The organism is Micromonospora sp. NBC_00821 (genome assembly GCF_036347035.1).
In the GTDB taxonomy this organism is placed as follows: Bacteria; Actinomycetota; Actinomycetes; order Mycobacteriales; family Micromonosporaceae; genus Micromonospora; species Micromonospora hortensis.
In genome coordinates this window covers 4,543,892-4,566,857 of record NZ_CP108880.1, presented here as the reverse complement: position 1 = coordinate 4,566,857, position 22,966 = coordinate 4,543,892, and the positions used below count along the sequence as shown (strand labels likewise).

The 22,966-nt window shown below is 70.1% G+C and carries 20 protein-coding genes, 2 pseudogenes and 1 riboswitch; of the genes and pseudogenes, 7 read left to right on the top strand and 15 right to left on the bottom strand.

Going from position 1 to position 22,966, the window contains the following annotated elements:
• Positions 1–7: 7 nt before the first annotated feature.
• Positions 8–2,116 (bottom strand): copper resistance protein CopC, encoded by a 2,109-nt coding sequence (locus tag OHB44_RS20870; RefSeq protein WP_330437945.1) that lies wholly within the window; start codon positions 2,114–2,116, stop codon positions 8–10.
• A 130-nt stretch (positions 2,117–2,246) separates the two neighbouring features.
• A riboswitch (cobalamin riboswitch) is annotated at positions 2,247–2,460 on the top strand.
• Positions 2,461–2,657: 197 nt separating this feature from the next.
• On the opposite strand from OHB44_RS20870, the gene OHB44_RS20865 reads away from it, so the two are divergent.
• The 3 genes from OHB44_RS20865 to OHB44_RS20855 all read left to right on the top strand — a co-directional run bounded on the left by OHB44_RS20865 (position 2,658) and on the right by OHB44_RS20855 (position 5,676).
• The gene (locus OHB44_RS20865; protein ID WP_238684380.1) at positions 2,658–3,104 is read left to right on the top strand and encodes an acyl-CoA thioesterase; all 447 of its coding nucleotides are present in this window, start codon (positions 2,658–2,660) and stop codon (positions 3,102–3,104) included.
• 109 nt (positions 3,105–3,213) lie between these two features.
• Complete coding sequence (locus tag OHB44_RS20860; protein ID WP_330437943.1) at positions 3,214–4,206, top strand: zinc-dependent alcohol dehydrogenase family protein; 993 nt, start codon at positions 3,214–3,216, stop codon at positions 4,204–4,206.
• Between the two features lie 537 nt (positions 4,207–4,743).
• Complete coding sequence (locus OHB44_RS20855; protein WP_330437942.1) at positions 4,744–5,676, top strand: GNAT family N-acetyltransferase; 933 nt, start codon at positions 4,744–4,746, stop codon at positions 5,674–5,676.
• Positions 5,677–5,936: 260 nt separating this feature from the next.
• On the opposite strand, the gene OHB44_RS20850 is transcribed toward OHB44_RS20855, so the two are convergent.
• The 4 genes from OHB44_RS20850 to OHB44_RS20835 all read right to left on the bottom strand — a co-directional run bounded on the left by OHB44_RS20850 (position 5,937) and on the right by OHB44_RS20835 (position 9,281).
• Positions 5,937–6,494 carry a hypothetical protein gene (locus OHB44_RS20850; protein ID WP_330437941.1) on the bottom strand — a complete coding sequence of 186 codons (558 nt, stop codon included), beginning with the start codon at positions 6,492–6,494 and terminating at the stop codon, positions 5,937–5,939.
• A gap of 181 nt (positions 6,495–6,675) precedes the next feature.
• A complete protein-coding gene (locus OHB44_RS20845; RefSeq protein WP_330437939.1) occupies positions 6,676–7,512 on the bottom strand; it encodes an NAD(P)H-binding protein in 837 nt (278 codons plus the stop codon).
• Positions 7,509–8,402: an NAD(P)H-binding protein gene (locus tag OHB44_RS20840; protein ID WP_238683982.1), complete on the bottom strand. Its 894-nt coding sequence runs from the start codon at positions 8,400–8,402 to the stop codon at positions 7,509–7,511. Before OHB44_RS20840 ends, OHB44_RS20845 begins: the two co-directional genes overlap by 4 nt.
• Before the next feature lie 276 nt (positions 8,403–8,678).
• A complete protein-coding gene (locus OHB44_RS20835; RefSeq protein ID WP_330437938.1) occupies positions 8,679–9,281 on the bottom strand; it encodes a helix-turn-helix domain-containing protein in 603 nt (200 codons plus the stop codon).
• A gap of 79 nt (positions 9,282–9,360) precedes the next feature.
• On the opposite strand from OHB44_RS20835, the gene OHB44_RS20830 reads away from it, so the two are divergent.
• Together OHB44_RS20830 and OHB44_RS20825 are read left to right on the top strand one after the other, a co-directional pair.
• Positions 9,361–10,338, top strand: a complete 978-nt coding sequence (locus OHB44_RS20830) for an NAD(P)/FAD-dependent oxidoreductase (RefSeq protein WP_330437937.1) — start codon at positions 9,361–9,363, stop codon at positions 10,336–10,338.
• Between the two features lie 133 nt (positions 10,339–10,471).
• Positions 10,472–12,070: an MFS transporter gene (locus tag OHB44_RS20825; protein WP_330437935.1), complete on the top strand. Its 1,599-nt coding sequence runs from the start codon at positions 10,472–10,474 to the stop codon at positions 12,068–12,070.
• 1,051 nt (positions 12,071–13,121) lie between these two features.
• On the opposite strand, the gene OHB44_RS20820 is transcribed toward OHB44_RS20825, so the two are convergent.
• The 4 genes and pseudogenes from OHB44_RS20820 to OHB44_RS20805 form a co-directional block, all read right to left on the bottom strand.
• Positions 13,122–13,490, bottom strand: coding sequence for an SCO4402 family protein (locus tag OHB44_RS20820; RefSeq protein WP_238683978.1), 369 nt, complete (start codon positions 13,488–13,490; stop codon positions 13,122–13,124).
• A gap of 509 nt (positions 13,491–13,999) precedes the next feature.
• A complete protein-coding gene (locus OHB44_RS20815; protein WP_238683977.1) occupies positions 14,000–14,530 on the bottom strand; it encodes an AAA family ATPase in 531 nt (176 codons plus the stop codon).
• A 281-nt stretch (positions 14,531–14,811) separates the two neighbouring features.
• Positions 14,812–15,007 (bottom strand): annotated as a pseudogene (locus tag OHB44_RS20810) (HD domain-containing protein); the annotation flags it as partial.
• Between the two features lie 59 nt (positions 15,008–15,066).
• Positions 15,067–15,177, bottom strand: a pseudogene (locus OHB44_RS20805) (transcriptional regulator); the annotation flags it as partial.
• A 108-nt stretch (positions 15,178–15,285) separates the two neighbouring features.
• Between OHB44_RS20805 and OHB44_RS20800 the strand changes: the two are divergent.
• On the top strand, positions 15,286–16,179 hold the full coding sequence (locus OHB44_RS20800) for a sigma-70 family RNA polymerase sigma factor (RefSeq protein ID WP_330437934.1): 894 nt from the start codon (positions 15,286–15,288) through the stop codon (positions 16,177–16,179).
• Positions 16,180–16,239: 60 nt separating this feature from the next.
• On the opposite strand, the gene OHB44_RS20795 is transcribed toward OHB44_RS20800, so the two are convergent.
• Positions 16,240–16,599, bottom strand: a complete 360-nt coding sequence (locus OHB44_RS20795) for an ankyrin repeat domain-containing protein (protein ID WP_330437933.1) — start codon at positions 16,597–16,599, stop codon at positions 16,240–16,242.
• 176 nt (positions 16,600–16,775) lie between these two features.
• Between OHB44_RS20795 and OHB44_RS20790 the strand changes: the two genes are divergently transcribed.
• Positions 16,776–17,675, top strand: coding sequence for an ABC transporter substrate-binding protein (locus OHB44_RS20790; protein WP_330437932.1), 900 nt, complete (start codon positions 16,776–16,778; stop codon positions 17,673–17,675).
• Between the two features lie 84 nt (positions 17,676–17,759).
• On the opposite strand, the gene OHB44_RS20785 is transcribed toward OHB44_RS20790, so the two are convergent.
• Genes OHB44_RS20785 through OHB44_RS20765 form a run of 5 tightly spaced genes read right to left on the bottom strand, consistent with a single transcriptional unit; the run spans position 17,760 to position 22,893 of the window.
• Positions 17,760–18,440 (bottom strand): ABC transporter ATP-binding protein, encoded by a 681-nt coding sequence (locus OHB44_RS20785; RefSeq protein WP_330437931.1) that lies wholly within the window; start codon positions 18,438–18,440, stop codon positions 17,760–17,762.
• Positions 18,437–19,441 (bottom strand): ABC transporter ATP-binding protein, encoded by a 1,005-nt coding sequence (locus tag OHB44_RS20780; protein WP_330437930.1) that lies wholly within the window; start codon positions 19,439–19,441, stop codon positions 18,437–18,439. The genes OHB44_RS20785 and OHB44_RS20780 overlap by 4 nt, the downstream gene beginning before the upstream one ends.
• The gene (locus OHB44_RS20775) at positions 19,438–20,322 is read right to left on the bottom strand and encodes an ABC transporter permease (RefSeq protein WP_238683971.1); all 885 of its coding nucleotides are present in this window, start codon (positions 20,320–20,322) and stop codon (positions 19,438–19,440) included. The genes OHB44_RS20780 and OHB44_RS20775 overlap by 4 nt, the downstream gene beginning before the upstream one ends.
• A complete protein-coding gene (locus OHB44_RS20770) occupies positions 20,315–21,334 on the bottom strand; it encodes an ABC transporter permease (protein ID WP_330437929.1) in 1,020 nt (339 codons plus the stop codon). The genes OHB44_RS20775 and OHB44_RS20770 overlap by 8 nt, the downstream gene beginning before the upstream one ends.
• Positions 21,304–22,893 carry an ABC transporter substrate-binding protein gene (locus OHB44_RS20765; RefSeq protein ID WP_266305129.1) on the bottom strand — a complete coding sequence of 530 codons (1,590 nt, stop codon included), beginning with the start codon at positions 22,891–22,893 and terminating at the stop codon, positions 21,304–21,306. The genes OHB44_RS20770 and OHB44_RS20765 overlap by 31 nt, the downstream gene beginning before the upstream one ends.
• Positions 22,894–22,966 lie beyond the last annotated feature (73 nt).

Here is a 22,966-nt window from a genome sequence, read left to right as displayed (position 1 = left end):
TCCGGACTCAGGGAACGTTGATCGTGAACTCCCCGGTGTGCACAGTGCCGGCGACCTGGAAGTCGAAGAAGGCCCGGTACCGGCCTGAACTCGGCGCGGTCAGCCAGAACTTGACGGTCCCGTCGACCAGTTCCTGCTCGGGGTGGACGTGCACGTAGCCGAGGTCGCCCTCACGGACGACGACCAGGTGCCCGTACGAGCCCAGGTACCGCTCCAACTGCGCCGGTACGGTCGGGTCGGCGCTGACCTGGAAGTGCATCGGCGCCGTCACCCCCACCGTCGGGGCGCCGGTCATCGACACCGTGTACGGGCCAGCCGTCGCCTGTGCCGCCGCGGGCGGCAGCACGGTCGGGTTGTGCGCGCCGGGCACCGTGTGGTCGACGCCGAGCACGAGGGGCTGCTGCTTGCCGTCGGCCGCGGTGACGGAGAAGTCGGCGTAGACGCGGTAGCCCCCGGGCCGGGCCAGCGTCAGGGGGACGCTCCAGGTGCCGTCGGGTGCCATCGTCGGGTGCAGGTGCTGGTAGCCGGACAGGTCGCGGCCGACCACGATCAGGTGCAATGGCTTGTCGTGGACGACAGCGAAGGTCGTTGCCGGCTGCCTGTCGGTCCCGACGATGCGGAACCGGTAGTCGGCGCGTACACCAGGGGGTTGGGACCGCTCCAGCGGTTGCAGGGTGTACCCACCGGCGCTGACCGTCGTGCCGGTCGCCAGCGTCGCGCCTGTCGCGTCGTCACCCCGATGCGTGTGCGGCCCGGTGCCCGCCGGGTGTTGGTGCCCGTCGGTCGCGGAGCCCACCTGTCCCGAGGCGGGCGATCCGCCGGCTGACGGTCGTGCGTTGCTGGTCGCCGGACTCTCGTCGGCGGTGCCGATACGGGCCAACCCGAACCCGGCCAACAGGGCCGCCACCAGGCCACCGACGAACAGCGCCAGGTGGGTGTTGCTCAACCGGGACCCAGGCGTCGCGGCGGCGAGGTCCGTGTCGGGCCGTGGTCCGGTGTCGACTGTCAGCTCGTCGTCCGTGCTGGCGAGGGCCGTGGTCACCTGATCGGTAGGCATCGGATCGACCGCAACGCCCGTGCGGGCCGTGACGACCGTGGTGCCCTTGCGCGCCGCCGGCACTGTGGCGGGCCGCCGTTTGTCGCTCGCGGTACGCGCGACGACGCCGGTCGCCGCACCGGCCTTGCCCCCGACGGTCTTGCCAGCGGCGGTCTTGCCGCCGACGGTCTTGCCCACGATGGTCTTGCCCCCGGCGGTTTTGTCCCCGGCGGCCTTGCCGCCGACGGTAGTGCCAGTGCCGGCCCTGTTCGTGGTACGGGCGCCACCGCCGCGTCGACCGGAGGTCGCCGCCGAGGCACGGCCCCGGCCGGTGGGTGTGCCGGCGGATCGGCGACGCCAGACGACGAACCCGACCGCCGCCCCGACCGCCGCGACTGCCGCCGCCCAGCCGGCCCAGGCCGGTGCCCCGGGACCGCTCTCCTCGGTCGACCCGGTTGACGGGGCCGCCGCGGCCGGCGGGGTCGACGGATCGTCGGCGGTGGTCGGCACCGCCGAGGCCTGCCCGGACGAGTTGTGCTGCTCGGTGGCGGTCACCAGCGCCGGGTCCGGTTGGGTCGACGGCGGGCTCCACCCCTTCGGCGCTGCCGTCACCCGACCGTCGTAGCGGAAGGTCAGGGTGCCCCGCACGGTGTCGCCGTCCGAGGCGACCGACAGGTAGCTCACCGAGTACTGGCCCTTGGCGGGCAGGTGGGCGACGGACACCACCGCGGGGAACCCCGTCGTGTACTCCCGTGGCTCGAACTGACCGTTGACCAGGAAGTACTCCCGTACCGGCTTGTCCAGTGGCTTCGGCTCCCCATACGACCAGCCGTTATCGACACGGACGCCGCCCGGGGCGGTGATCGTGAAGAACGCATTGGCGGCGGCCTTCTCGGTGAAGTACAGCCGCACCTCCGTCAACGGCTCGCGCACTGCGGCGCCGCTCGCCGGTGTGGACATGGCGAGGGTCCCGTGCGCGGCGGCGGGTTGGGCGGACGCGAGGAGGGCGACCGCCGAGGCGAGGAGGAACGCGAGGAGGCCCGAGACCACCCGCCCGCAAGTCTGGGGGAGACGACGCATCTGGATATCCTCACCCTCGCGAGACTTTTTTCAATAGCTGGCGATCTTCTTCCTCAGACGACAAAAGTTGACGATCAGGCCATCCGTCGCGGCGGCGGGACGCCCCGGGTGGACACATTCCCTGGCCAGCTATGCTGCCGACGGCGCTGGTTCGCCCCGTCGTGACCGGCGGGGCGTCGTAAGAGGGAACCCGGTGAAAATCCGGGGCTGCCCCGCAGCGGTGAGTGGGAACGACCGCCGTCATCAGCACTGGGCCAACGGCCTGGGAAGCGACGGCCAGTAGGGGACCGGCGCGACCGGTCAGGCCCGCGAGTCCGAAGACCTGCCGGCGCCGCGTACACAACCGTGTGCGCTGCCGTCGGCCTCGCGGGTGGGCTGAGCGGGTGACGGGCCGTGCGCGTGGTGCGCGGCCAGGTCCTCGTCAGCGTGTGTCCGCGACCCGGCGGTGTGGTTTCCCGAGGGACGGACTACCGCTGTGCATGACACCACCACCATCGCCGGCCGAGCGCCGTCGGCGTCGCACCTGACCCTTTCGCAGATCATGGACCAGCACCACACCAACCTGATGGGTACGGTGCACGGCGGCCGGATCCTCAACCTCATCGACTCCGTCGCCGGTGTGGTCGCCGCCCGGCACTCCGACGGACCGGCGGTGACCGCCGCCATCGACGAGACGGCGTTTCTCCGCGCGGTGCGGGTCGGCGACGTCGTGCACGTCGACGCCCGGATCACCTGGGCCGGCCGCAGCTCCATGGAGGTGGCCGTCAAGGTGACCGCCGACCGGTGGGACCGGGCGGTGCCGCCCACCGACGTGGCCACCGCCCACCTGGTCATGGTCGCCATCGACGACGACGGTCAGCCTCGGACGGTGCCGCCGCTGCTACCGGAGACCGACGGGGACCGGCGTCGGTACCGGGAGGCGGAGATCCGCCGGAAGCACCGACTGGCGCTGCGACGCGCGTTGCTCGACGGTGCCGAAGACGACTGACCAGCGCTCGGGCCCGCCCGTGGCGGCGCTGGCGCGGTCCGAGGAACCCGCCCCGCCGCCTATCCGGTCGGATAGCGTCCACGTGAAGCCTCGATCACGGAGAGTGTGGATGGTTATGCGCGCTGCGGTGTTGCGGGAGTTCGACGTTCCGCTGACGGTCGAGGAGATCGATCAACCCACCCCCGAGCGCGGGCAGGTGCTGGTGCGGATCGTCGCCAGCGGGGTCAACCCGCTCGACACGAAGATCCAGGCTGGAAAGGCCGCGCACGCGCGTGTCGAGCTGCCTGCGGTGCTCGGCCTGGACCTCGCCGGTGTCGTCGCGGCGGTCGGCGCGGACGTGACCGGCTTCGCGCCGGGAGACGAGGTGTACGGGCTGTGCGGGGGCGTCGGCGACCTTCAGGGCTCGCTGGCCGAGTACGCCGCAGTGGACGCCCGGCTGCTTGCCCACAAGCCGAAGGCACTCTCGATGCGGGAGGCCGCCGCGCTGCCCCTGGCGGCGATCACCTCCTGGGAGGGGCTCGTCGACCGGGCTGGGGTCCACGCCGGCCAGAAGGTGCTGGTGCACGGCGGCGCCGGCGGGGTCGGATACGTGGGTGTGCAACTCGCCCAGGCGCGCGGCGCCGAGGCGTACGCCACGGGCGGGCCGGCGAGCATGCGGGTGATCGAGAGCCTGGGCGCGGTGCCGATCGACTACACGACGAGCAAGGTCGAGGAGTACGTCGAGAGGTACACCGGCGGCGAGGGGTTCGACATCGTCGTGGACAACGTCGGCGGCGCGACGCTCGACGCGTCGTTCGCGGCGGTACGCACCTATCACGGGCACGTCGTCAGCGCGCTGGGCTGGGGCTCGCACTCGCTCGCCCCGCTGTCGTTCCGAGGCGCGACCTACTCCGGGGTGTTCACCCTCTTGCCGATGCTCACCGGCCGGGGCCGCGAACACCACGGCGACATCCTGCGCGAGATCGCGGCGCTGGCCGATGCCGGCGCGTTGCGCCCGCGACTGGATCCGCGAGCGTTCACGCTCGACACGGTCATGGACGCCCACGACCTGGTTGCCGGCGGCACCGCCGAGGGCAAGGTCGTCGTGGACGTCGCCGGTTGAGCCGAGCCGTTCGTTCCCGCGGAGTGCTCTGTGGTTCTGCGCAGCGGTCGACAAGGTTCTAGGTGGCCTTGCAGGGGAGTGTGCGCAGGTCAAGGCGGTGAGCTGTTGGTGGGCCTGGCCCCGCAACTGGGAGCAGATTGGGTGCAGGTTGGCGAAGTGGTCAGGCGTGTTGTTTCGGGATGGCTGGCGCCGGCCCCAAACAGGGTCGTAAGGAACCACCCGCGGCGGTGCAGGAACGAACTCTTGCTCTAACCCATCAGGCCGATGGTTGCGATGACCACATCTCGTTCAGCCGGTAGGTGAGGAACCTGCCACCGTCGGAACGTTTGCCCAGACGGGAACAAGGTCGTTCGCCCGGTAGGGCGCTCCACCTTGTCCCCGTCCTGGGGAGGCTGGACGGTCTACGACTGCCCAACGAGGAGGTCCGCTTGAGTCCGCAGGGACTTGAGCCGCAGGCACTGGAGCCTTGCTCTAGCCGAGCGAGAGGAGCCCTTCCGTCCGCGCGAATCATCCTCTGAGCTTCGCTAGCCTCTGCACGTGATCTCCTACCGCGCTACCGCCCCCGCGGACCTCGACCGCGTGACGCCGTGGATCGTGACCGAGCCCGTTGGGTGGATCCCCGCCGACCGTTACCTGGCTGAACTGGCCGAGGACATGTACCGGCCGGAATGGACATGGATCGCCGAGCACGACGGCCAGGTCGTGGGACGGGCATTGTGGTGGGGGCCGAAGGGGAGCCCGCATCCGGTCGCGCTCGACTGCCTCGACGTGGATCCAGCCCTGGGCGACCGTGCCGCCGTCGCCGCCGAGCTGATCAAGGCCGCGCTGGCCGGGATCCCGGAGCCGGTGGAGTACAGCATCGAGGTCACCGGCGGCTGGCGTGACGATCCGGCCACCTTGGCGGCCGTGGAGTGGCGGCGGGCGGCGGCGCACGCGGCGGGCCTCACCCGCGAGGTGGAGCGGCTGCAGTTCGAGTGGGCGCCCGCTGACGGGGTGCCCCCCGCGGGCGGCAGGCTGCGGTTCACCGAGGCCTCCGACGAGGAGTTCCTCGCGGTGTTCAGGAGAATCGCCGAGGGCAGCCTGGATGCCCAGACCCGTGCGAACCTGGCCGCCAAGGGCGTGGACGCGACCGCCCGCGAAGATATGGACTTCTATCTCAGGGCGCCCGGCAAGCGGGAGTGGTGGCGGATCGCCTACACGCGCGAGGGCGAGGTGGCGGGCATGGCGATTCCCTCCGCGACCCCGTACAACGTCAACGTCGGCTATCTCGGGGTGGTGCCGGAGTTCCGCGGGCGCGGCTACGTGGACGAGGTGCTCGCCGAGATCACGCGCCTTCACGCGACCAACGGCGAGTCGCGCATCACCGCCACCACCGACATGGGCAACGCGCCTATGGCGGCCGCTTTCGGTCGCGCCGGCTACCGCAACACGGAGTTCCGGATCAACCTTTCCAACGACGTCCAGCCATAGACGAGGAAAGGTCGGTGCCGACATTGCAACGCACGAGCTCGGACCGCCTCGCCGAAGCTACGGATCAGAAGGTGCGGGCTCGTCGTCAAGCGGGCTGGACTACCGCGCAGCCGGAGTGCGTGCCGGCGGCTCGTTGGATGAGCATCCCTCAAGACATCCGGATCTGCCCGGCGACTCGCGGAGACGGTAGGGCGACTTCCGTACATGTCAATGATGATGCATTCGATCGAAGGTGAAACCGTACTGGAATTCGCAAGGTTTCAGATATTCCTATAAAGCTTGGTCTGAATGCCTGTGTCAGAGATGCCCTCCAAAGGCACGACGACGTCGGCAAAGAAGGATTGATCGCCTAGCCCTGTCACTAAGTATGCGTAGAAGGCTCGTCTGTGCGTCCAGACGACGGCGCGGTCGAGGAGCAACAGCCCTTCAGCCGCCGGTGCGGCGAAGCCTCGCTCGCCGGACGTGGCGACGATGGCGGCGACAACGGCCGTCGCGATGACCTTGTCGGGCTCTGCGAGATCGTGAGAGGCGCGAAACGATGGAGTCGCTGTGCGTACGGACGTCTGGAACCTACGCAACACCCCGGCTACCTTCTCGTAGGGCACGTTCGCCCCGTTGCCCTCGGCAAGCAGGCCTGACGAGGTCACCAGTACGAAGTCGAGGACCTGGCCCCTGGGCGTCGGATAGGTGTAGGGGGTGCTGTCGCCGGCCATCCAGACGATGCTCGGCTGTTTGACCGGCTCGCGCAGTCCCTCAGCACGGCGAGATTGTCCGAGCGCCCGCTCGAGGTCGCCCTCGGCGCCTTCGCCCCTGAACATCGATGAAAGGTATCCGATCGCTTGCATCAGGAGTCCGCAGGGGTTCCGTCATCTGAGACATCGACCCCACGGGCAACGGCCCTCACCAGCCCCTTCAGGCTGGTGACCTCTTCGGCGGACCCGAAGGAGTTGGCGTCGGCGTTCTCTGTAGAAGCGAGGGCGGTGTCCGCCTATGAACGGTCTACCGGAAGTCGGTCGCGTGGTCGGTGGCCCATTGCGCGAATGTCCGCGCGGGTCGGCCGGTCAGACGCGGGACGATGTCTGCCCACTCCTGGTTCGTCCGGGCGGGGGCACGCGCGGATTCCGCCCACATGGCGAAGATCCAGTCGACGAACGCCTCCGGATAGCCGTTGCTGATCCACTCGGCTCGGGCGTGGGCCGGATCGAGTTCGTCGAATCGCACCGTGGCACCGATCGCAGTGCCGATCGCGTCGACCTGCGAGACGGTGGTGAGCGCCTCGGGGCCGGCAAAGGTGTAGGTCCGGCCGGTGTGGCCGTCCTCGACGAGCACCCTCGCGGCGACCGCGGCGATGTCCGCCTCATGGGTGGGCTGGGTCACCGCAGCCCCGTACGGCCGGCGGACCACCCGACCTTCCTTGATGGTTGGAGCCCAGTCCAGCCAGTTCGCGGCGAGCTCTCCAGGTCGCACATGCGTCCACTCCAGACCGGAATCCTCGACCGCACGCTCGACCGCCAGGTATCCGTCCTCACTGTCATCGGTGTCGGCCAGCGCCCCGGACAGCACGACGATGCGCCGCACGCTGGCCCGCTTCGCAGCAGCAACAACATCACGCGCTGTCCGTCCGACCGGGAACAGGTACATCCGCTCCACGCCGTTCAACGACGGCTCCAGGGACGGCGGGTCCGTCAGATCGCCGCCGACGACCTCCACCCCGTCCGGAAGGCTCGACGCCGACGGCGTCCGCGTCAGTGCGCGGACCCGATGACCGGTCTTCACCAGTTCGGCGACGACGTGTCGGCCCACCATGCCGGTGGCACCCGTGACCAGAATCGTCATCGTGTCACCTCCGGCCGGAAGTCGGCGGCGTGATCGTTGGCCCACCGGGCGAACGTGCGCGGTGGTCGCTCCGTCACCCGCAGGTAGGTGTCCGTCGGCGGCAACGCTCCCGTCCCGTCGACCGCGTCGGCGAGCAGCGCAATCATCCAGTCGACGGTCTCCTCATCGAAGCCGTCGCGCAGCCATTGCCTGCGCGCCTCGGCCGGATCGAGCTCCTCGAATCGCACCTGCACGCCGATGGCGGCGCCGATCGCGGTGACCTGCTCCGCCTGCGAGACCTTCACCGGGCCGGTGACGGTGTACGCGGCACCGACATGGTCGTCGGTCAGCAAGGCCGCGACCGCCACATCGGCGACGTCGGCCTCGTGGACCACCGGATAGCCAGCGGACGCGTACGGCCCGCGCACCACCCGTCCGGCCCGGATCTGGTCGGCCCACTGCAGAGCGTTGGCGGCCAACAGGCCCGGCCGCACATGGGTCCATTCAGCGCCGGAGGCCTCCACCAGCAGTTCCAACCCGCGGTGCGCTTCCCGCTCTTCGGTCAGGTGCCGGCCGAGGGCGCCGTCGCCTCCGGTTCCGGCCGGGAACCCGGCCGCCGCTGCGGAGTGCACGACGAACCGGGTGACGCCGGCCTTGACCGCCTCATCGACGAACCCATGGTCGGGCGCGGCGTACACGAAGGGGAACAGGTACACCGACTGCACTCCGTCCAGCGCCGCCGGCCAGGTGTCGGGACGTTCGAAGTCTCCCTGGACTACCTCGGCGCTGTCCGGCAGCCGGCTTGTCTGCGGCCGGCGGGTCATCGCCCGCACCGGTTGCCCGGCCCGGACCAGTTGGGCCACCACCTGGCGACCCACGTTTCCGGTCGCTCCGGTTACTAGGATTGTCACGTTGCTCCTTCTCGAATACCTGGAGTGGGGCAATAGACCGCCGCCGCGAATCCACGGCCAATGGCGCGGCGGCGGTCACCACGCAGGCTAGGCGGAGATTTCAAAAGTCGCACATCGTACATATGTACGACATGCACGGCCACCGCACCCGGTTGCGTCGGTCTTCCGGCTGGCGCGGGTACCCCTACGCACGGCGTTGCTCAGCCGGTGCCCTGCACAAGCAACGCGACGTCTGGAGGGCGGCGGCAGTAGCGGCCGAAGGCTGGCCATCGTCCGTTAGGCGGCGCTGTCCTGGCGTCGTGGCGTCTTCGGTCTCGCCCGGAAGTGGACCTGCTCACCCTGCTGGCCGAACAGGCTGAGGAACTCGGCCCCTGCACCCTCGAGCGTCCCGAACCAGTGGGGAGTACGGGTGTCGAACTCGGCGGCCTCGCCGGGAAGGAGGACGAGGTCGTGACTGCCGAGCATGAGGCGTAAGCGCCCGTTAAGGACGTAGAGCCACTCGTAACCCTCATGCGTGCGGAGGTCCGGCGTGTCCGATCCGCCTGCCCCGAGGACAATCTTGAACGCCTGGATGCCACCCGGCCGGCGTGTGAGCGGGAGCAGGGTCGCCCCGTCGCGCCTGACCGGACGCAGGTTGATCCGCGGGTCGCCGCTCGCGGGGGCATTGACGAGGTCGTCCAACGTGACTTGGTAGATCTTCGCGAGCGGGAGCAGCAGTTCGAGGCTGGCACGTCGTTGGCCCGATTCCAGCCGCGACAGGGTGCTCTTCGAGATGCCGGTTCTCTCGGCCACGTCGGTGAGGGTGAGGCGGTGGCTGCGCCGCAGCTGTTGCAGCCGGGGGCCGGCGGCGGCGATGGCCTCTTCCATGTCATCGGACATCCCCCGATGTTGCCATAACTGGGAAGGAAGTTGTCGCTCTGCCGGTCGCGGCGCACTGTCGTGCCCGGAGGTGATCGCCGTGAAGAAGCACGGAGAACGGGCCGCGCGAGCGGTTGATGTAGTGATCATCGGTGGTGGTGCCGCCGGCCTGAGCGGAGCGTTGATTCTCGCCCGCTCCCTGCGCTCGGTTGTCGTCATCGACGCAGGTCAGCCGCGCAACGCCCCTGCGGCCGGAGTGCACGGACTGCTCGCCAGGGAGGGCACCGCGCCCGGCGAGTTGCTGGCGGCGGGCCGCGACGAGGTCCGCGGCTACGGCGGGGAGATTCTCACCGGAGAGGTCAGTGGCGCCCGTCGTGACGACGACAGGTTCGCCGTCACCCTCGCCGACGGAACGCAGTTGCATGCCCGTCGTCTGCTGGTCGCGACCGGCCTGGTCGACGTGCTGCCCGACGTGGCCGGGCTGGCACCCCAATGGGGACACGACGTCGTGCACTGCCCCTATTGCCACGGCTACGAGGTACGCGGACGGGCCATCGGAATCCTGGCCACCGGCGCGCCGTCGGTGCACCACGCCCTGTTGTTCCGCCAGCTCAGCGACAACCTGGTCTACTTCACCCACCGCAGCGAACTCACCGAGGAGCAGCAGGAGCAGTTCGCTGCCCTCGGCATTGACGTGGTGACCGGGGAGGTGGCGGCCGCCGAGGCCGTCGATGGGGATCTGACCGGGCTGCGGATGGCCGACGGCCGCGTGGTACCGCGAGAGGTCATCGCGGTCGCGACCCGGATGGAAGCGCGCGCCGGCTTCCTCAGCGAACTCGGACTGCACGCCGTGGAACACCCCAGCGGTATGGGGCACCATCTGCCCGCCGACCAGTTCGGCCGCAGCCCGGTGCCCGGAGTGTGGCTGGCCGGAAACGTCACCGACCTGACCGCTCAGGTCGGAGCGGCCGCGGCCGCCGGAGCGACCGCCGGTCAACACCTCAACGCCGACCTCGTCGCGGAGGACACCCGCACGGCGGTCGAGCGCCACCGCCACGTGAGCGCAGGTGCCTCGTGACCAGCACGACCCGAAGCTGACCGAAGGTCGGCACCACTGTCCGACCCGAAGCCGGGGTTGGCCCAGCGCGCGGCCGGCGGCCTCGCCGCGCCGCGCAGGGCCAATCTTCGGCGGGCACCACAAGGAAGGAACCATGGCCAACACGAACCCCACTGAGGTCGCCGAGGCGCCGCAGGTGCCGGTGACACGGCACCTTGGCTGGGCGCTCGCGCTCATCTCGGTCACCCAGCTGCTGATCGTGCTGGACGGCTCGATCGTCACCATCGCGCTGCCCTTCATCGGCGCGGACCTCGACATGTCCGGCGCCAGTCTCACCTGGCTCACCATCGGCTACGCGCTGTTCTTCGGTGGGCTGCTCCTGCTCGGTGGCCGGCTCGGTGACATGTTCGGCTATCGGCGGATGCTCGTCACCGGCATGGTGGGCTTCGCTGTCGCATCGGTGCTCGGCGGTCTCGCCGCGAACGGACCACTCCTGCTCGCCGTGCGTATCCTGCAGGGAAGTAGCGCCGCGCTCATCGCCCCCGCCGCCCTGGCCCTGGTCACCACCACCTTCCCGCTGGGTGCGGCGCGCAACCGCGCCTTCGGCGTCTACGCCGCGATGTCCGGCGCCGGCGCCGGGATCGGCCTGATCATCGGCGGCTGGCTGACCAGCATGGACAGCGTCGTGGGAATCGAGCTGGACGGCTGGCCCCTGACCTTCTTGCTGAACGTCCCGATCGCGCTGGCAATCGCCGTGTTGGCCCCGAAGCTGCTGCATGAGTCGCCCCGCCAGCGCGGGCTCGTCGACGTCCCGGGAACCGTCACCGGTTCGCTGGGCATCGTCGGTCTGGTCTACGGGCTCACCAGGCCCGGTGAGGGGCATGGCTGGGACGACCCGGCGACGATAGGGACCCTGGCCGTCAGCGTGGCCATGCTCGTCATCTTCGTGCTGATCGAGCGGCGCGCAGCCCATCCGTTGCTGCCACTGCGGATCTTCCGCAACCGGGTCCGGGCCGGTGGCTACCTGGCCCTGACGCTGGCCATGGCTTCGATGTTCGCCATGTTCTACTTCCTGACCCTGTTCGTTCAGCAGATCCTCGGCTACTCGCCGCTGCGGACCGGCATTGCCTTTCTGCCGTTCGCGCTCGGGATCGTAGTGACGGCGACCGTGGCGGGCAGGGCGATGACGCGGATCCAGCCGCGGATCATCGCCGGCATCGGCAGCCTGCTAGCTGCCTTCTCGATGGCGATGTTCTCACGGCTTTCGGTGGACGACAGCCCGGTCGCCGCGGCGCTGGCCGCCACCGGCGGCACCACGGTCGGCGGGAGTGTCAGCTACTGGGGCCAGGTGTTCCCGTACCTGATCACCATGGCCGTGGGCATGGGAATGGTGCTGGCCGGCCTCACCCCGGCCTCGCTCTACCGGTTGGCACCGCAGGACACTGGCGTAGGCTCCGGCCTGTTCAACGCCGCGCAGCAACTCGGTGGATCAGTCGGCCTCGCCGTACTCAGCAGCGTGTCCCTGTACTTCGCCGGGCAGCGCACCGAGCAGGTGCTCGGCCCGATCACCACAGCACTTCCTGGCGACCCCGACGCCGTGGGGCGGGCACTGTTGCAGGCGACCTTCACCGAAGGAGTCACCCACGCCTTCCTGGTCGGCTCGATCCTCCTGCTGATCGCGTCGCTGATCGTCTGGACGACCACCCGCGTCCAGCCGAATGACGCAGGCACCAACGACCAAGGCATGGGCTGAATCTGCACCGACGCTCCGGGAGGACCCCGGGGGCGTCGAACATCCGAGCGGATTCGGAGTGCGTATTGCCGGCTGAAGGTGCTGTGGTCACGGCTTCTGCACCTGCGTTCGAGCGCGGCGGCGTTGGCGGCGGCGTCCGGTGCCCTTCTTGTAGCGGAGCGACACTCGCGTCTGGTTCGACTGGACCCCTAGACGGGAGCGCCGTTATGGGAGCAAACGTTGAGGGCTGCTGAGGCACTACCGCCGCGCCGGATGTCTCGTGCCGATCCCGTCCGCTCACGTGGGCTTGTTCGCAGCCTGCGCGTATGGGGTGTTAGCTTACGGCTCCCTTGATCAGGAAGAGTGAGACTTAAGAATGCATGACTCCCAGGCCGCCCTCGGTCCCTCTGCTGGTTCGAGACTTCGGCGTCGGTGGATCGGCCTGGCGGCGGCGTCGGTTGTCCTGCTCGCTCTGGTGGGTGGCGCCGCGGTGTACTGGCAGCTAGCCGACCGTGGGGATGAAGACCCGGGAGTGACGGGATGCCGGTCGGCGGGGATGTTGGTTCGCGCCGAGCAGGGGGAGATAGCGCCCGCTGACGAGCTGCGGCGGATGGGTGAGCTGTTCCAACGGTCGGCTTACGAGGACCTGAAGTCTGCGGGCGTGACAGCGGTGGGAATGGTGCAGCGTGTGCAAGATCCTCGCAGTGCGGGTCCGGGAGGGGACTTCCTGCGTTCCCGGTTGGGTCAAGCCATTCCGGCGATGATCGCTGCCTGCGGGAACCACCAGGTCACCGTCAAGGCATAGCGCGGGCGTCCGCGACGCCGCTGGCGTTCGGCTGTGGCAACTCGCTATAGCTGAGTCGTTAGCTTCGCCGACCGGGACGCCCAAGATCGGACGGCCAGGGCTCGTTGTCGAGGAGGCGTTCGGCGGCGGTCGCGCTGCTTGGCCAGAGGGACGGACGTGGCCTCTCGTGCGGCGGGGGCAGGAGCCGTCGAGTCGGTATCAATTGCATGCGGTGACGGCCACGTCCCCCGCGGAGTGGTGTAGAGCCGTGAGTCTCTGCTCGCCCGTTCAGTCTCGGGGTCGAGTTGGGGTTTTGCCGGGCATGAGGTGGAGGGTGTTGGTTGCGGCGTTGGTGACTTCATGCCATCGCGGGTGGGTGAAGTAGTCGTCGTCGGGGGCGGTGGGTCCGAGTTCGTCGAGGATGGCCGTCAAGGGTTCGAGTGTTGCGCGGATCGCGTTGGCCTCGCTGGTGCTGGCGAGGATGGTGCCGATGTCGTCGCGGGGATGACGCTGGTCCCAGAAGGTGTCGTCGATGAGCCAGTGGACGGCTTCGGTCAGGCCGGGCCAGGGGATGGGCTCATGTGGGCGCAGCGCCGCGAGGATGGACAGGGCGTTGATGATGTCGGCCCTGCGGTCGGGCCAGGCGATGGTGGTCATGCTGCTGCCAGTTCGGTCGTTGCGATGGTGAGGGCGGGCGTGGCGATCAGTGCCATGGTGCCTTCGGCAAGGTAGCGGTGGTCGCCGGTCTGCCATCCGTCGTGTGTCGCACCGAAGAGGTCCCTGGTTCGGATACCAGCATCACCCACTCTCAGTTCCGCGAGTCAGAGGCCGTTTCCCGAGTTCGGGAGGCGGCCTTTCTGGTCGCGTACAGCAGTTTCTGTACGTCTTCAGGCGGCCCTGAACGGGCCGCAAGCGCCGCCGCCTCGGCACGCGTCCGTTGCTCCGCTGGCGCTCCGACTCCGGCCATGCAGAACACCCGGCGGCTGGCGCGGAGAGCGGGAAGTCCGGGGCCGCCGCTGACGGTAGCGACCCGGGGGCGAGCCGAGCCGATGCGGCGGTCAACATCGGCCAGCAGTGGCCCGCCCCGCCAGTTGACTCGGTCGTCTGCCGCTCCACCGCCAGCAGGCGCTAAGCTCGTCCGCCCTGACTCAACCGCATTCCTCAGGTTAGACGTGTGAGCCTTCCGTGGTGGCTCGGACGATCTGCACGGCGGCCTGGGCGGGAGTCAGGTTCGTAGTGTCGACGACCTCGGCCTCGGCATGTAGCCACGTGCGGGCCGCCTCGGCGTAGGGCTTGAGGTACTTGAGGCGGAACGGGGAGGGGACGGGGTGTTCCCCCTCGATACGCCCGCGGAGGGTGGCTTCGTCAGCGTGGAGAACGAAGTGCCGTACCGGGATGGCATGGTGGTCAAGGCCTGTGCTGATTTCGCGCCAGTACTGCTCGACCAGGACGGTCATGGGCATCACCAGAGTGCCGCCGGTGTAGTCGAGCACGCGGCGGGCGGTCTCGACGACGAGTTGCCGCCATGGCGGCCAGTGCTGGAAGTTGTCCGTGGCGGGTAGCCCGGGTGTGATGTCCATGAGTGTTTCGCCGACCTTCTCGGCGTCGAACACCCGTGAATCCGGTATCAGATGCTGCACGAGCGCGCTGGTCGTCGTCTTGCCCACGCCGTGGGTGCCGTTGAGCCATACGATCACGGGACACGGTAACGCGCTTGAGCAACCGGATAACGTGCACAGGACTTGTGCGCGAGACGTCAGGCATCAAGGTGGCAAGAGCCGGCAGCTCGCCTCCGCATCCCTCGGCGGAGACCCTGGAGATGGCGTCAAGATCAGGCCGCCTCCAGGCTGTCTGAGGTCAACTAGCAGTGACCACCGATGACCGTCTATGACCTCTTAAGCCCAGGTCGTAGGGCGTCTCGTCCAGTTTGATCGACTACGCCCATCACCGAGATCAATACCACGCCAAGTGATGACGCTTACTCCTGCGGCGGGTGAGTGAGCCAGGCCAGGGGGTTGCCCGCTGAGGGCGGCGTCGGCAAGGCGGTGGGCGCTGGCGGTCTTGAGTGCCGCTCGTGAGCTGTCGATCCAGCGCTGCACGGTGTCGACGCCCTGGTGGCGGTACTCGACGGCTTGGACGAGGCATTCCAGCTTGTCGGCGTCACGGGCGGCAATGTCCGGGCGGCGCGCTTGAGGACGCCAGCCTCGAAGATGACGTTCATCGCTTGAGTCGCGGCGGGATTGTCGAGAGCGAGACCGCGTCGTGCGGCCAGCAATGCCCAGATGTTGTGGATGTTGAGGTCGACGAAGGGGTGCCCTGGATCGAGGCGATGGACCAGGTGTTGCTCGCTCGCAGGCGTCGTCGGGGTGCCGCGTCCCGGGTTCGGCGGTGTCACGTTCGCTGTGTCTGAGGGTTCATCTCTGTGAGCCTTGGCGATGGGATGGTGTGACCGATGGACGAGAATGACTGGTTGGCCGCGCGCTTCGAGCAGCACCGACCCCGGCTGCGGGCGGTGGCTTATCGAATGCTCGGCTCGCTGGCTGACGCGGACGACGCTGTTCAGGATGCCTGGCTACGGCTGAGCCGGTCCGACGCGAATCAGATCGACAACCTCGGCGGATGGTTGACCACTGTCGTCGCCCGGGAGTGCCTGCACATGTTGCGCTCTCGCCGACGCCGCCGGGAGGATCCGTTCGCCACGCACCTGCCCGACCTGGTTGTCATCCCGGACGGGGACCTCGACCCCGAGCAGGAGGCGTTGCTGGCCGACTCGGTGAGCTTGGCCCTGCTCGTCGTGCTCGACCAGCTCACTCCTGCTGAGCGGTTGGCGTTCGTGCTGCACGACATGTTCGACCTGCCCTTCGAGGAGATCGCCGGCATCGCGGGCCGCACCCCGGCCGCCGCGCGACAACTCGCCAGCCGGGCACGGCGCCGGCTGCACGGTGCCGAGATCCCGTCACCCGGTCCGGATCTAGCGCGCCAGCGGCGGGTCGTCCGTGCTTTCTACGCGGCTGCGTGGACCGGTGACTTCGACGCCCTCGTGCAGGTCCTCGACCCCGACGTCGTCCTGCGCACCGACTTCGGCACTGCCAGGCCGGCGACCGTCGTTCGCGGCGCGGCGGCCGTGGCCAAGCAGGCCCGCGCCCCACGCGGTGGCCAACTGCGCCCCGCCCTGGTCAACGGCGCGATCGGAACGTTGATCACCCGCGACGGGCAGCCGTTTTCTGTCATGGCCTTCACTGTCGCGGGTGACAAGATCGTCAGGATCGACGTTGTCCGCGACCCCGACCGCGTCCACCGCCTCGCGTCCGCCCTCCTGAATCAGGCGGAGCGACCAATGGGGTGAATGCCGAGCCCCACTTCCACGAGCGGTGGGTCTGATGCCGCGTGACCGGACGGCGCAGCATCAGGCCAACGACTCGAGATATCTCTGGGTTTCCCGCTTCTTGAAGTACTGCGCCCAGCCCGCCGGCTGCGCGTTGAACCCCGGTTCGCGGGCGGTGTGGTCGGCACCGTGCTCGACCAGCAGGCGCGCGATCGACAGCTCACCCGCTGCCGCCGCATGGTGCAAGGCGGTGGCGCCGACGGCGGTGACACCGTTGACGCCGAAGCCAAGATCGATGAGCAGCCGGACCGTTGGCCAGTTGCGCGCCTCGGCCATCCGCGTAACCAGGTCTGCATGCCGATCGCACAGCCCAGGGTCGGCGGACAGCATCGACCGCATCGTCGCTTCGTCGGCGGCCTCGGCGGCTTCTTCAAACTGCACTGTGTCCTCCTCGTGTGTTTGCACTCGTGCTTATGAGCCCAGACGACGAGCCAATGTGACAGGGCGAGGTACTCGAACGCATCGTCATGGACACGACTGGCCTGACGAAGACTGCCTGGCCGGTGGGGTCATCTGTGAGTGGACGTGGCTCGGTCGCGCCTGGTAGGCAGGCGGACGTGCGAATCGTCTCCCTGCTGCCGGCGGCCACGGACATCGTGGCCATGCTCGGCCTGACCGGGCACCTGGTCGGCCGTACCCACGAGTGTGACTGGCCGTCGGGGGCCCTGGCCGACATCCCGGCGGTGACCGCGACGTCCCTGCCGGAGACGTTGACGAGCCGGGAGATCTCGGCGGCGATCGCCGGTGACGCGCACCGAGGCTCGTCGGTGTACCAGCTCGACGTCGCCATGCTGGAGGGGTTGAAGCCGGATCTGATCCTGACCCAGGATCTGTGCGACGTGTGTGCGGTCTCCTACGAGCGGGTCAACGACGCGGTTGGTCTGATCGATCTCGACACCCGTGTGATGTCGCTGGAGGCGAGGACCATCGACGGGATCCTGGACACTGTCGATGCCGTGGCCGCGCTGACCGGCGCCGAAGGCAGGGCGGCGGAGATCCGAGCCGACGCCGAGCGTCGCCTCGCCGCGTTGCCGGGGCCGGTGCCCGGCGCGCCGACGGTGCTGTTCGTCGAGTGGCTCGACCCGTTGATGCCCGGCGGGCACTGGGTGCCGGAGCAGATCGCCTACGCGGGCGGGCGGTCGCTGCTGCTCGGGCCGGGCGCGCACAGCACCCCGCACCTGTGGTCGGTGGTCGCCGACCTGGCCCCCGACGTGGTGGTGTTCGGGCCGTGCGGGTTCACGCCCGAGCGAACCGTCGACGAGTTGTCCGTGGCGACCGCGCAACCCGGTTGGGCGGACCTGCCCGCGGTGCGTGCCGGGCAGGTGTGGGTGGTCGACGGGCCTGCCTACTTCAACCGTCCCGGCCCGAGGGTCGTCGACGGCGCGGAGATCCTCGCCGGCATCCTCGCCGGCCGCCCCGACTCCCGCGCTCGGCGGGTGCCCCTCGACGTCGGCTGACGCTGCCGCGCCCGAGTGGCGGCGGCGGACCTCCGATGCCGATCGTCGGTTGCCCCCGGCAGGCGCACCGCACAGCATCGAGGGTCAGGCGCGTACCCCCGCTGTAGCGGCCAGGTCGACGATCCGGTCGCTCCAGCGGTCCAGCAGGGTCTGGTCGTGGGTGATGACCAGGACACCGGCCTGCTGGGTTCGCTGGTAGTCGCGGATGACGGCGGCGACGTGCGCCTGGGTCGAGGCGTCGAGCATCGCGGTGGCCTCGTCGCAGAGCAGGTAGTCGGGGCGGTGGACGAGGGCCCGGGCGAGGCAGGCGCGTTGCAGTTGCCCGTCGGACACCGCGTGGGGACGCCGGCTGCGCAGGTCCGCGGTGAGGCCGACAAGGTCGGCGAGTTCGGCCACCCGTTCCCGGACCACCGACTCGGGCGTCCGGGTGGCGCGCAGCGGTTCGGCGATCAGATCGGTGAGGCTCAGTCGAGGGTCGGCGGCGGCGCGCGGGCTCTGGAAGAGCACGGCGACGCGGGTCCGCAGGCCGACCGGCACGGCGTAGCGCACGCCGTCGACAGGGGTGCCGTCGATGCTGACCCGTCCGCGGTCGGGGCGGTGCAGGAGCGCCAGGACCCGGACCAGTGTCGACTTGCCGCAGCCGGACGGGCCGCGAAGGCCGACCGTCTCGCCCTGGTCGATGCGCAGAGTGACGCCGTCGAGCACGACCTGCCGGCCGTACCCGACGGTCACGTCGTCGGCGAGCAGATGCGGCGAGCTGGTCACGTGACGGCTCCGGTGGTGATCGGGTGGTGGCAGGCGACCGTGCCGCCGCCGGTGACCGGTGTCGGCGGTGGCTGGCTCGCGCAGATGTCGGTGCGGCGTGGGCAGCGGGGCGCGAACGCACACCCCGCAGGCAGCGCGGTGAGCATCGGCGGGTCGCCCGGCACCGGCCGGAAGGCGCGGTCCGGCAGGGCGTCGAGCAGCGCCGCCGCGTACGGGTGGGTTGGTGCGGTGAAGAGCTGGTCGGCGTTCCGGTGCTCCACGATGCGACTGGCGTACATGACGGCGACGGTGTCGGCGACCCGCTGCGCGGCGGCTAGGTCGTGCGTGATGAGCACGACGGCCGAGCCCTCGTCGCAGCGGCGGCGCAGCAGGTCGAGGGTGTGGTCCACCAGCGGGCGGTCGAGGCCGGTGGTGGGCTCGTCGGCGATGAGCAGCGACGGGTCCGGTGCCAGCGCGAGCGCGGTGACCAGGCGCTGCGCCATGCCGCCGGAGAGTTCGTGCGGGTAGCGGTCCAGGTCGGCCGGGTCGAGCCCGACGTCGACCGCGAGCCGATCGCCGTCCTCGCGGCCCCGGCCGTGCGCCCGCAGCGTCTCGGTGAGCAGTCGTCGCCCGGTGCGGACCGGGTTGAGCGCGGTGGCCGGGCTCTGCGGGACCAGGCCGACCCGGCGACCGCGTACCCGGCGGGCCAGGTGGCGCTGACCGCAGGTGACCAGGTCGACCGGGTCGGCGTCCGGGTGGTGCAGGACGGCGTGGCCGGTGGTCGTGGCGTTGCCCGGCAACAGGCCGAGCAGGGCATGGGCGAGCACGGACTTGCCGCAGCCGGACTCGCCGACGACGGCCAGGAGTTCGCCGGCCCGTACGGTGAGGTTGAGGTCGGTGACGGCGTGCACGCTCGTGTCCCGGAGCCGGAACTGGACGCCGAGACCGTCCACGGTGAGCAGCGGCCGACGCACGGCCCTGCGGCCGGGTGCCGGCGCGGTGAGGCGTTCGGTGGTGGTCACAGGTGCAGCTCCGCTCGGACGCGGGGATCGAGGCGGTCGCGCCAGCGGGCGGCGAGGACCGCGATGGCGAGGGTGACGACGACGATGACCGCGCCCGGTGCCAGGCTGGCCCACCAGGCACCGGTCAACAGCGACCCCTGGCCGTCGTTGATCATGTTGCCCAGCGAGGCGAGGTGCGGCGGCAGACCCAGACCGAGGAACGACAGGGCGGTCTCGTGCCACACCGCGTGCGGGATCATCAGGGTGGTCGCCAGGGCCAGCCGGGGCAGGACGTGCGGCAGCAGGTGCCGGGTGAGGACCCGGAGTCGACCGGCTCCGCCGCTGATGGCGGCGTCGATGAACGGTCGGGTCCGGAGGCTCAACAACTCGGATCGGACGATGCGGGCGGTGGAGAGCCAGTGGGTGAGCCCGACGGAGGCGATCACGGCACCGAGGCTTGGACGCAGCATGGCGACGATGAAGATGCCCAGCAGCAGGTGCGGCATCGCGGCGATGGTGTCCACGATCCGCATCAGGATCCGGTCCACCCGGCCGCCGAGCGTGCCGGCGATCCCACCGACCACGCCGCCGAGGACTGTGGCGACGAGCGCGGCGACCGCGCCGACGAGCAGCGAGACCCGCAGCCCGTAGACCGCGCGGTGGGCCACGTCGCGGCCCAGGTCGTCGGTGCCGGCGAGGTGGGTCCAGGACGGCGCCAACCGGGTCTGGTCCAGCGCGACAGCGCTCTGGTCCAGCGGCCAGACCAGCGGAGCGAGCAGCGAGCCGGCGATGGCCACGAGCAGGACCAGGCCGGCCGCGAGGGCACCGGCGCGGCCGGGCCGCAGCCGCAGCCGTGACCGGGCCACCCGCAGCAGCGGCGGTCGGGCAGCGAGGTCAGCCATCGAGTCGTACCCTCGGGTCGGCGGCGGCGTAGGCGAGGTCGGTCGCGAGGTTCGCGGCCAGCACCACAGCTGTGGTGACCAGCGTGATCGCCGCCAGCAGCGGGAAGTCGCTGCCCAGCGCGGCCGCGACAGTGACGGCGCCGAGGCCCGGCAGCGAGAAGACCGTCTCGACCAGCACCGCCCCGCCGACCAGTTCGGGCAGGTGGGTGCCGACAAGGGTGAGGAACGGCAGCAGCGCGGTCCGCAGCGCGTGCCCGAACAGCACCGTCCGACCGGGCAACCCGCGTGCGCGCGCCGCGAGAACGTGGTCGTCGCGCATGCTCTCCGCCACCGCGTCCCTGACGAACAGCACGAACCACGGCGCCTGGGACACGGCCAACACCGCGACCGGCAGGATCAGGTGATGCGCCACATCGGACCAGGACGTGCTGGTCGCTGTGACGTCGGTGAGCCCGCCCGCCGGCAACCAGCCCAGGGCCAGCGCGAACACGGCGATCGCGGCCAGGCCCAGCCAGAAGACCGGCATCGACTGCACCGCGTACGCGGCCGCCCGCAACGCGCGGTCGAACAACCCACCCCGGCGGTACGCCGCCAGCGCGCCCAGCAGCAGGCTCGCGACCAGGACCAGGGTGAGGGCCACACCGATCAGGAGCAACGTCCAGCCGGCCCGGGCGGCGAGCACCGAGGCGACCGGCTCGTGGCGGCTGGTCGACCACCCCAGGTCGCCCTGGACCAGGTTGCTGATCCAGCGCAGGTACTGCACCGGCAGGGGGTCGTCGACGCCCCAGTTCGCGCGCAGCTGGGCCAGGTTCTCCTCGCTGGCGGTGAAGGCCGCCGCGCCCGCGTACTGCTTGGCGGGGTCGACAGGCGAGGCGGCACCGAGGGCGAACATCCCGACGCTGGTCGCGGCGAGCACCGGCACGGCGACCAGGAGCCGACGCCGGACCACCGCACCGGCCCCGGCCAGGCGACCGGAGCGGGTCACGACCGCGTCCAGGTGTCGATGTTCCACCAGAGGCTGTTCGCCACCCCGTGCTCGTGCGCCTCGACCCGAGGCGCCACGCCCCGCACCGAGGACTTCAGCACGTAGGTGTGCCGTAGGTAGGTGAGGAACAGCCACGGTACGTCGGCGGCCAACTGCTTCTGGAACTGCGCGTACGCGGCAGTGCGAAGGGCAGGGTCGATCTGGTCGCGACCCTCCTGCAGGGCCCGGTCGGTCACCTCGGAGCGGTACGAGCCGGGGTTGAAGTAGCCCTGCCCCGCGAACGACGAGCCGAACAGCTTGTACGAGACGAAGTCCGGGTCGTACGGGGTGCCGTAGCCCATCAGCAGGGCGTCGGACTTCATCCGGGGGTCGATGGCGTCCCAGGTCAGCCCCGCCGGGGTGACAGCGATGCCGACCTTCTTCGCGTCGGCGGTGACGGCGAGGGCCAGGTCCTTGCGCAGCGTGTCGCTCGCCGGGTACATCAGCGTGAACCGGGCCGGTCGGCCGTCCTTGACGCGTACTCCGCCGGGGCCGAGGGCCCAGCCGGCCGCGTCGAGCAGCGCTCCCGCCGCCGTCGGGTCGGCGGTCGGCTTGCCGATGATCGACGGGTCGGCGAACTCGGAGGTCGGCGGAATCGGCCCGAACGCCGGTTCGCCGGCGCCACCGAGGAGCCCGGTCACCATCGCGGCCCGGTCGACGGCCAGGTTGAGCGCCCGGCGGACCGCCGGGTCGGCGAGGACGGCGTTGCCCGTCGGCAGCATCACGCCGCGGTAGTCGGCGGTCGGCACCCGCTGCACCCGGTACGTGGCGTCGGCGTCGAAACCGGAGGCCAGCTTCGGCGGCAACTCGGCGGCGTCGAACTCGCCGGCCCGCATCCGCTGGGCGCGGACGTTGTCGTCGGCGACGAACGCGACCACCACCCGGTTGTTCTTCGGCCGACCACCGAAGTAGCGCTCGTTGGCGGTGAGCACCAGTCGGTCGCCCGGCGTCCAGGAGTCGACCCGGTACGGCCCGGTCCCGATCGGCTTGCGGTTGAACCCGGCGGTGTTGATGTCCTGGCCGCTGAGCAGCTTCGCCGGCACGATGCCGAGGGTGAGCCGCTGCAGGAACGGCGCGTACGGGTAGCGCAGCCGGAACACCACAGTGGCCGCGTCGGGCGCGGTCACCGACTCGACCATGTCCAGGTCGGAGCGGAGCGTCGAGTCGACAGTCGGATCGAGCACGGCCTGGTACGTGAAGACGACGTCCTGGGCGGTCAGCGCGGTGCCGTCGTGGAACTGCACGCCGTCGCGGAGCTTCGCGGTCACTGTGCGCCCGTCGGGGGACAGCTCCGGCAACGCCGTGGCCAGACCGGCGACGAGGCGGTTGTCGGCGTCCCGGCTGACGAGGCCGTCGAAGATCAGCGAGGCGCCGTCGACGCCGTAGTTGAGCACCGGGTTCAACGCGTCCGGCTCGTCGGAGGTGGCGACGACAAGCGTCGCACCGCCGGCTGAGCCGTCGGGGTCGGCCGGGGCCGAGCACCCGACGAGGACGAGCATCCCCGCCGCCGCGGTCGACGCCACGAGGCGTCGGAAGGTCGGACGCATCCGGGTCACAGAGGGCTCCTGTGGTGTGGGGAGGATCGTTGATCGGGTGGGCGCAGCGCCGCAACCGTTGATC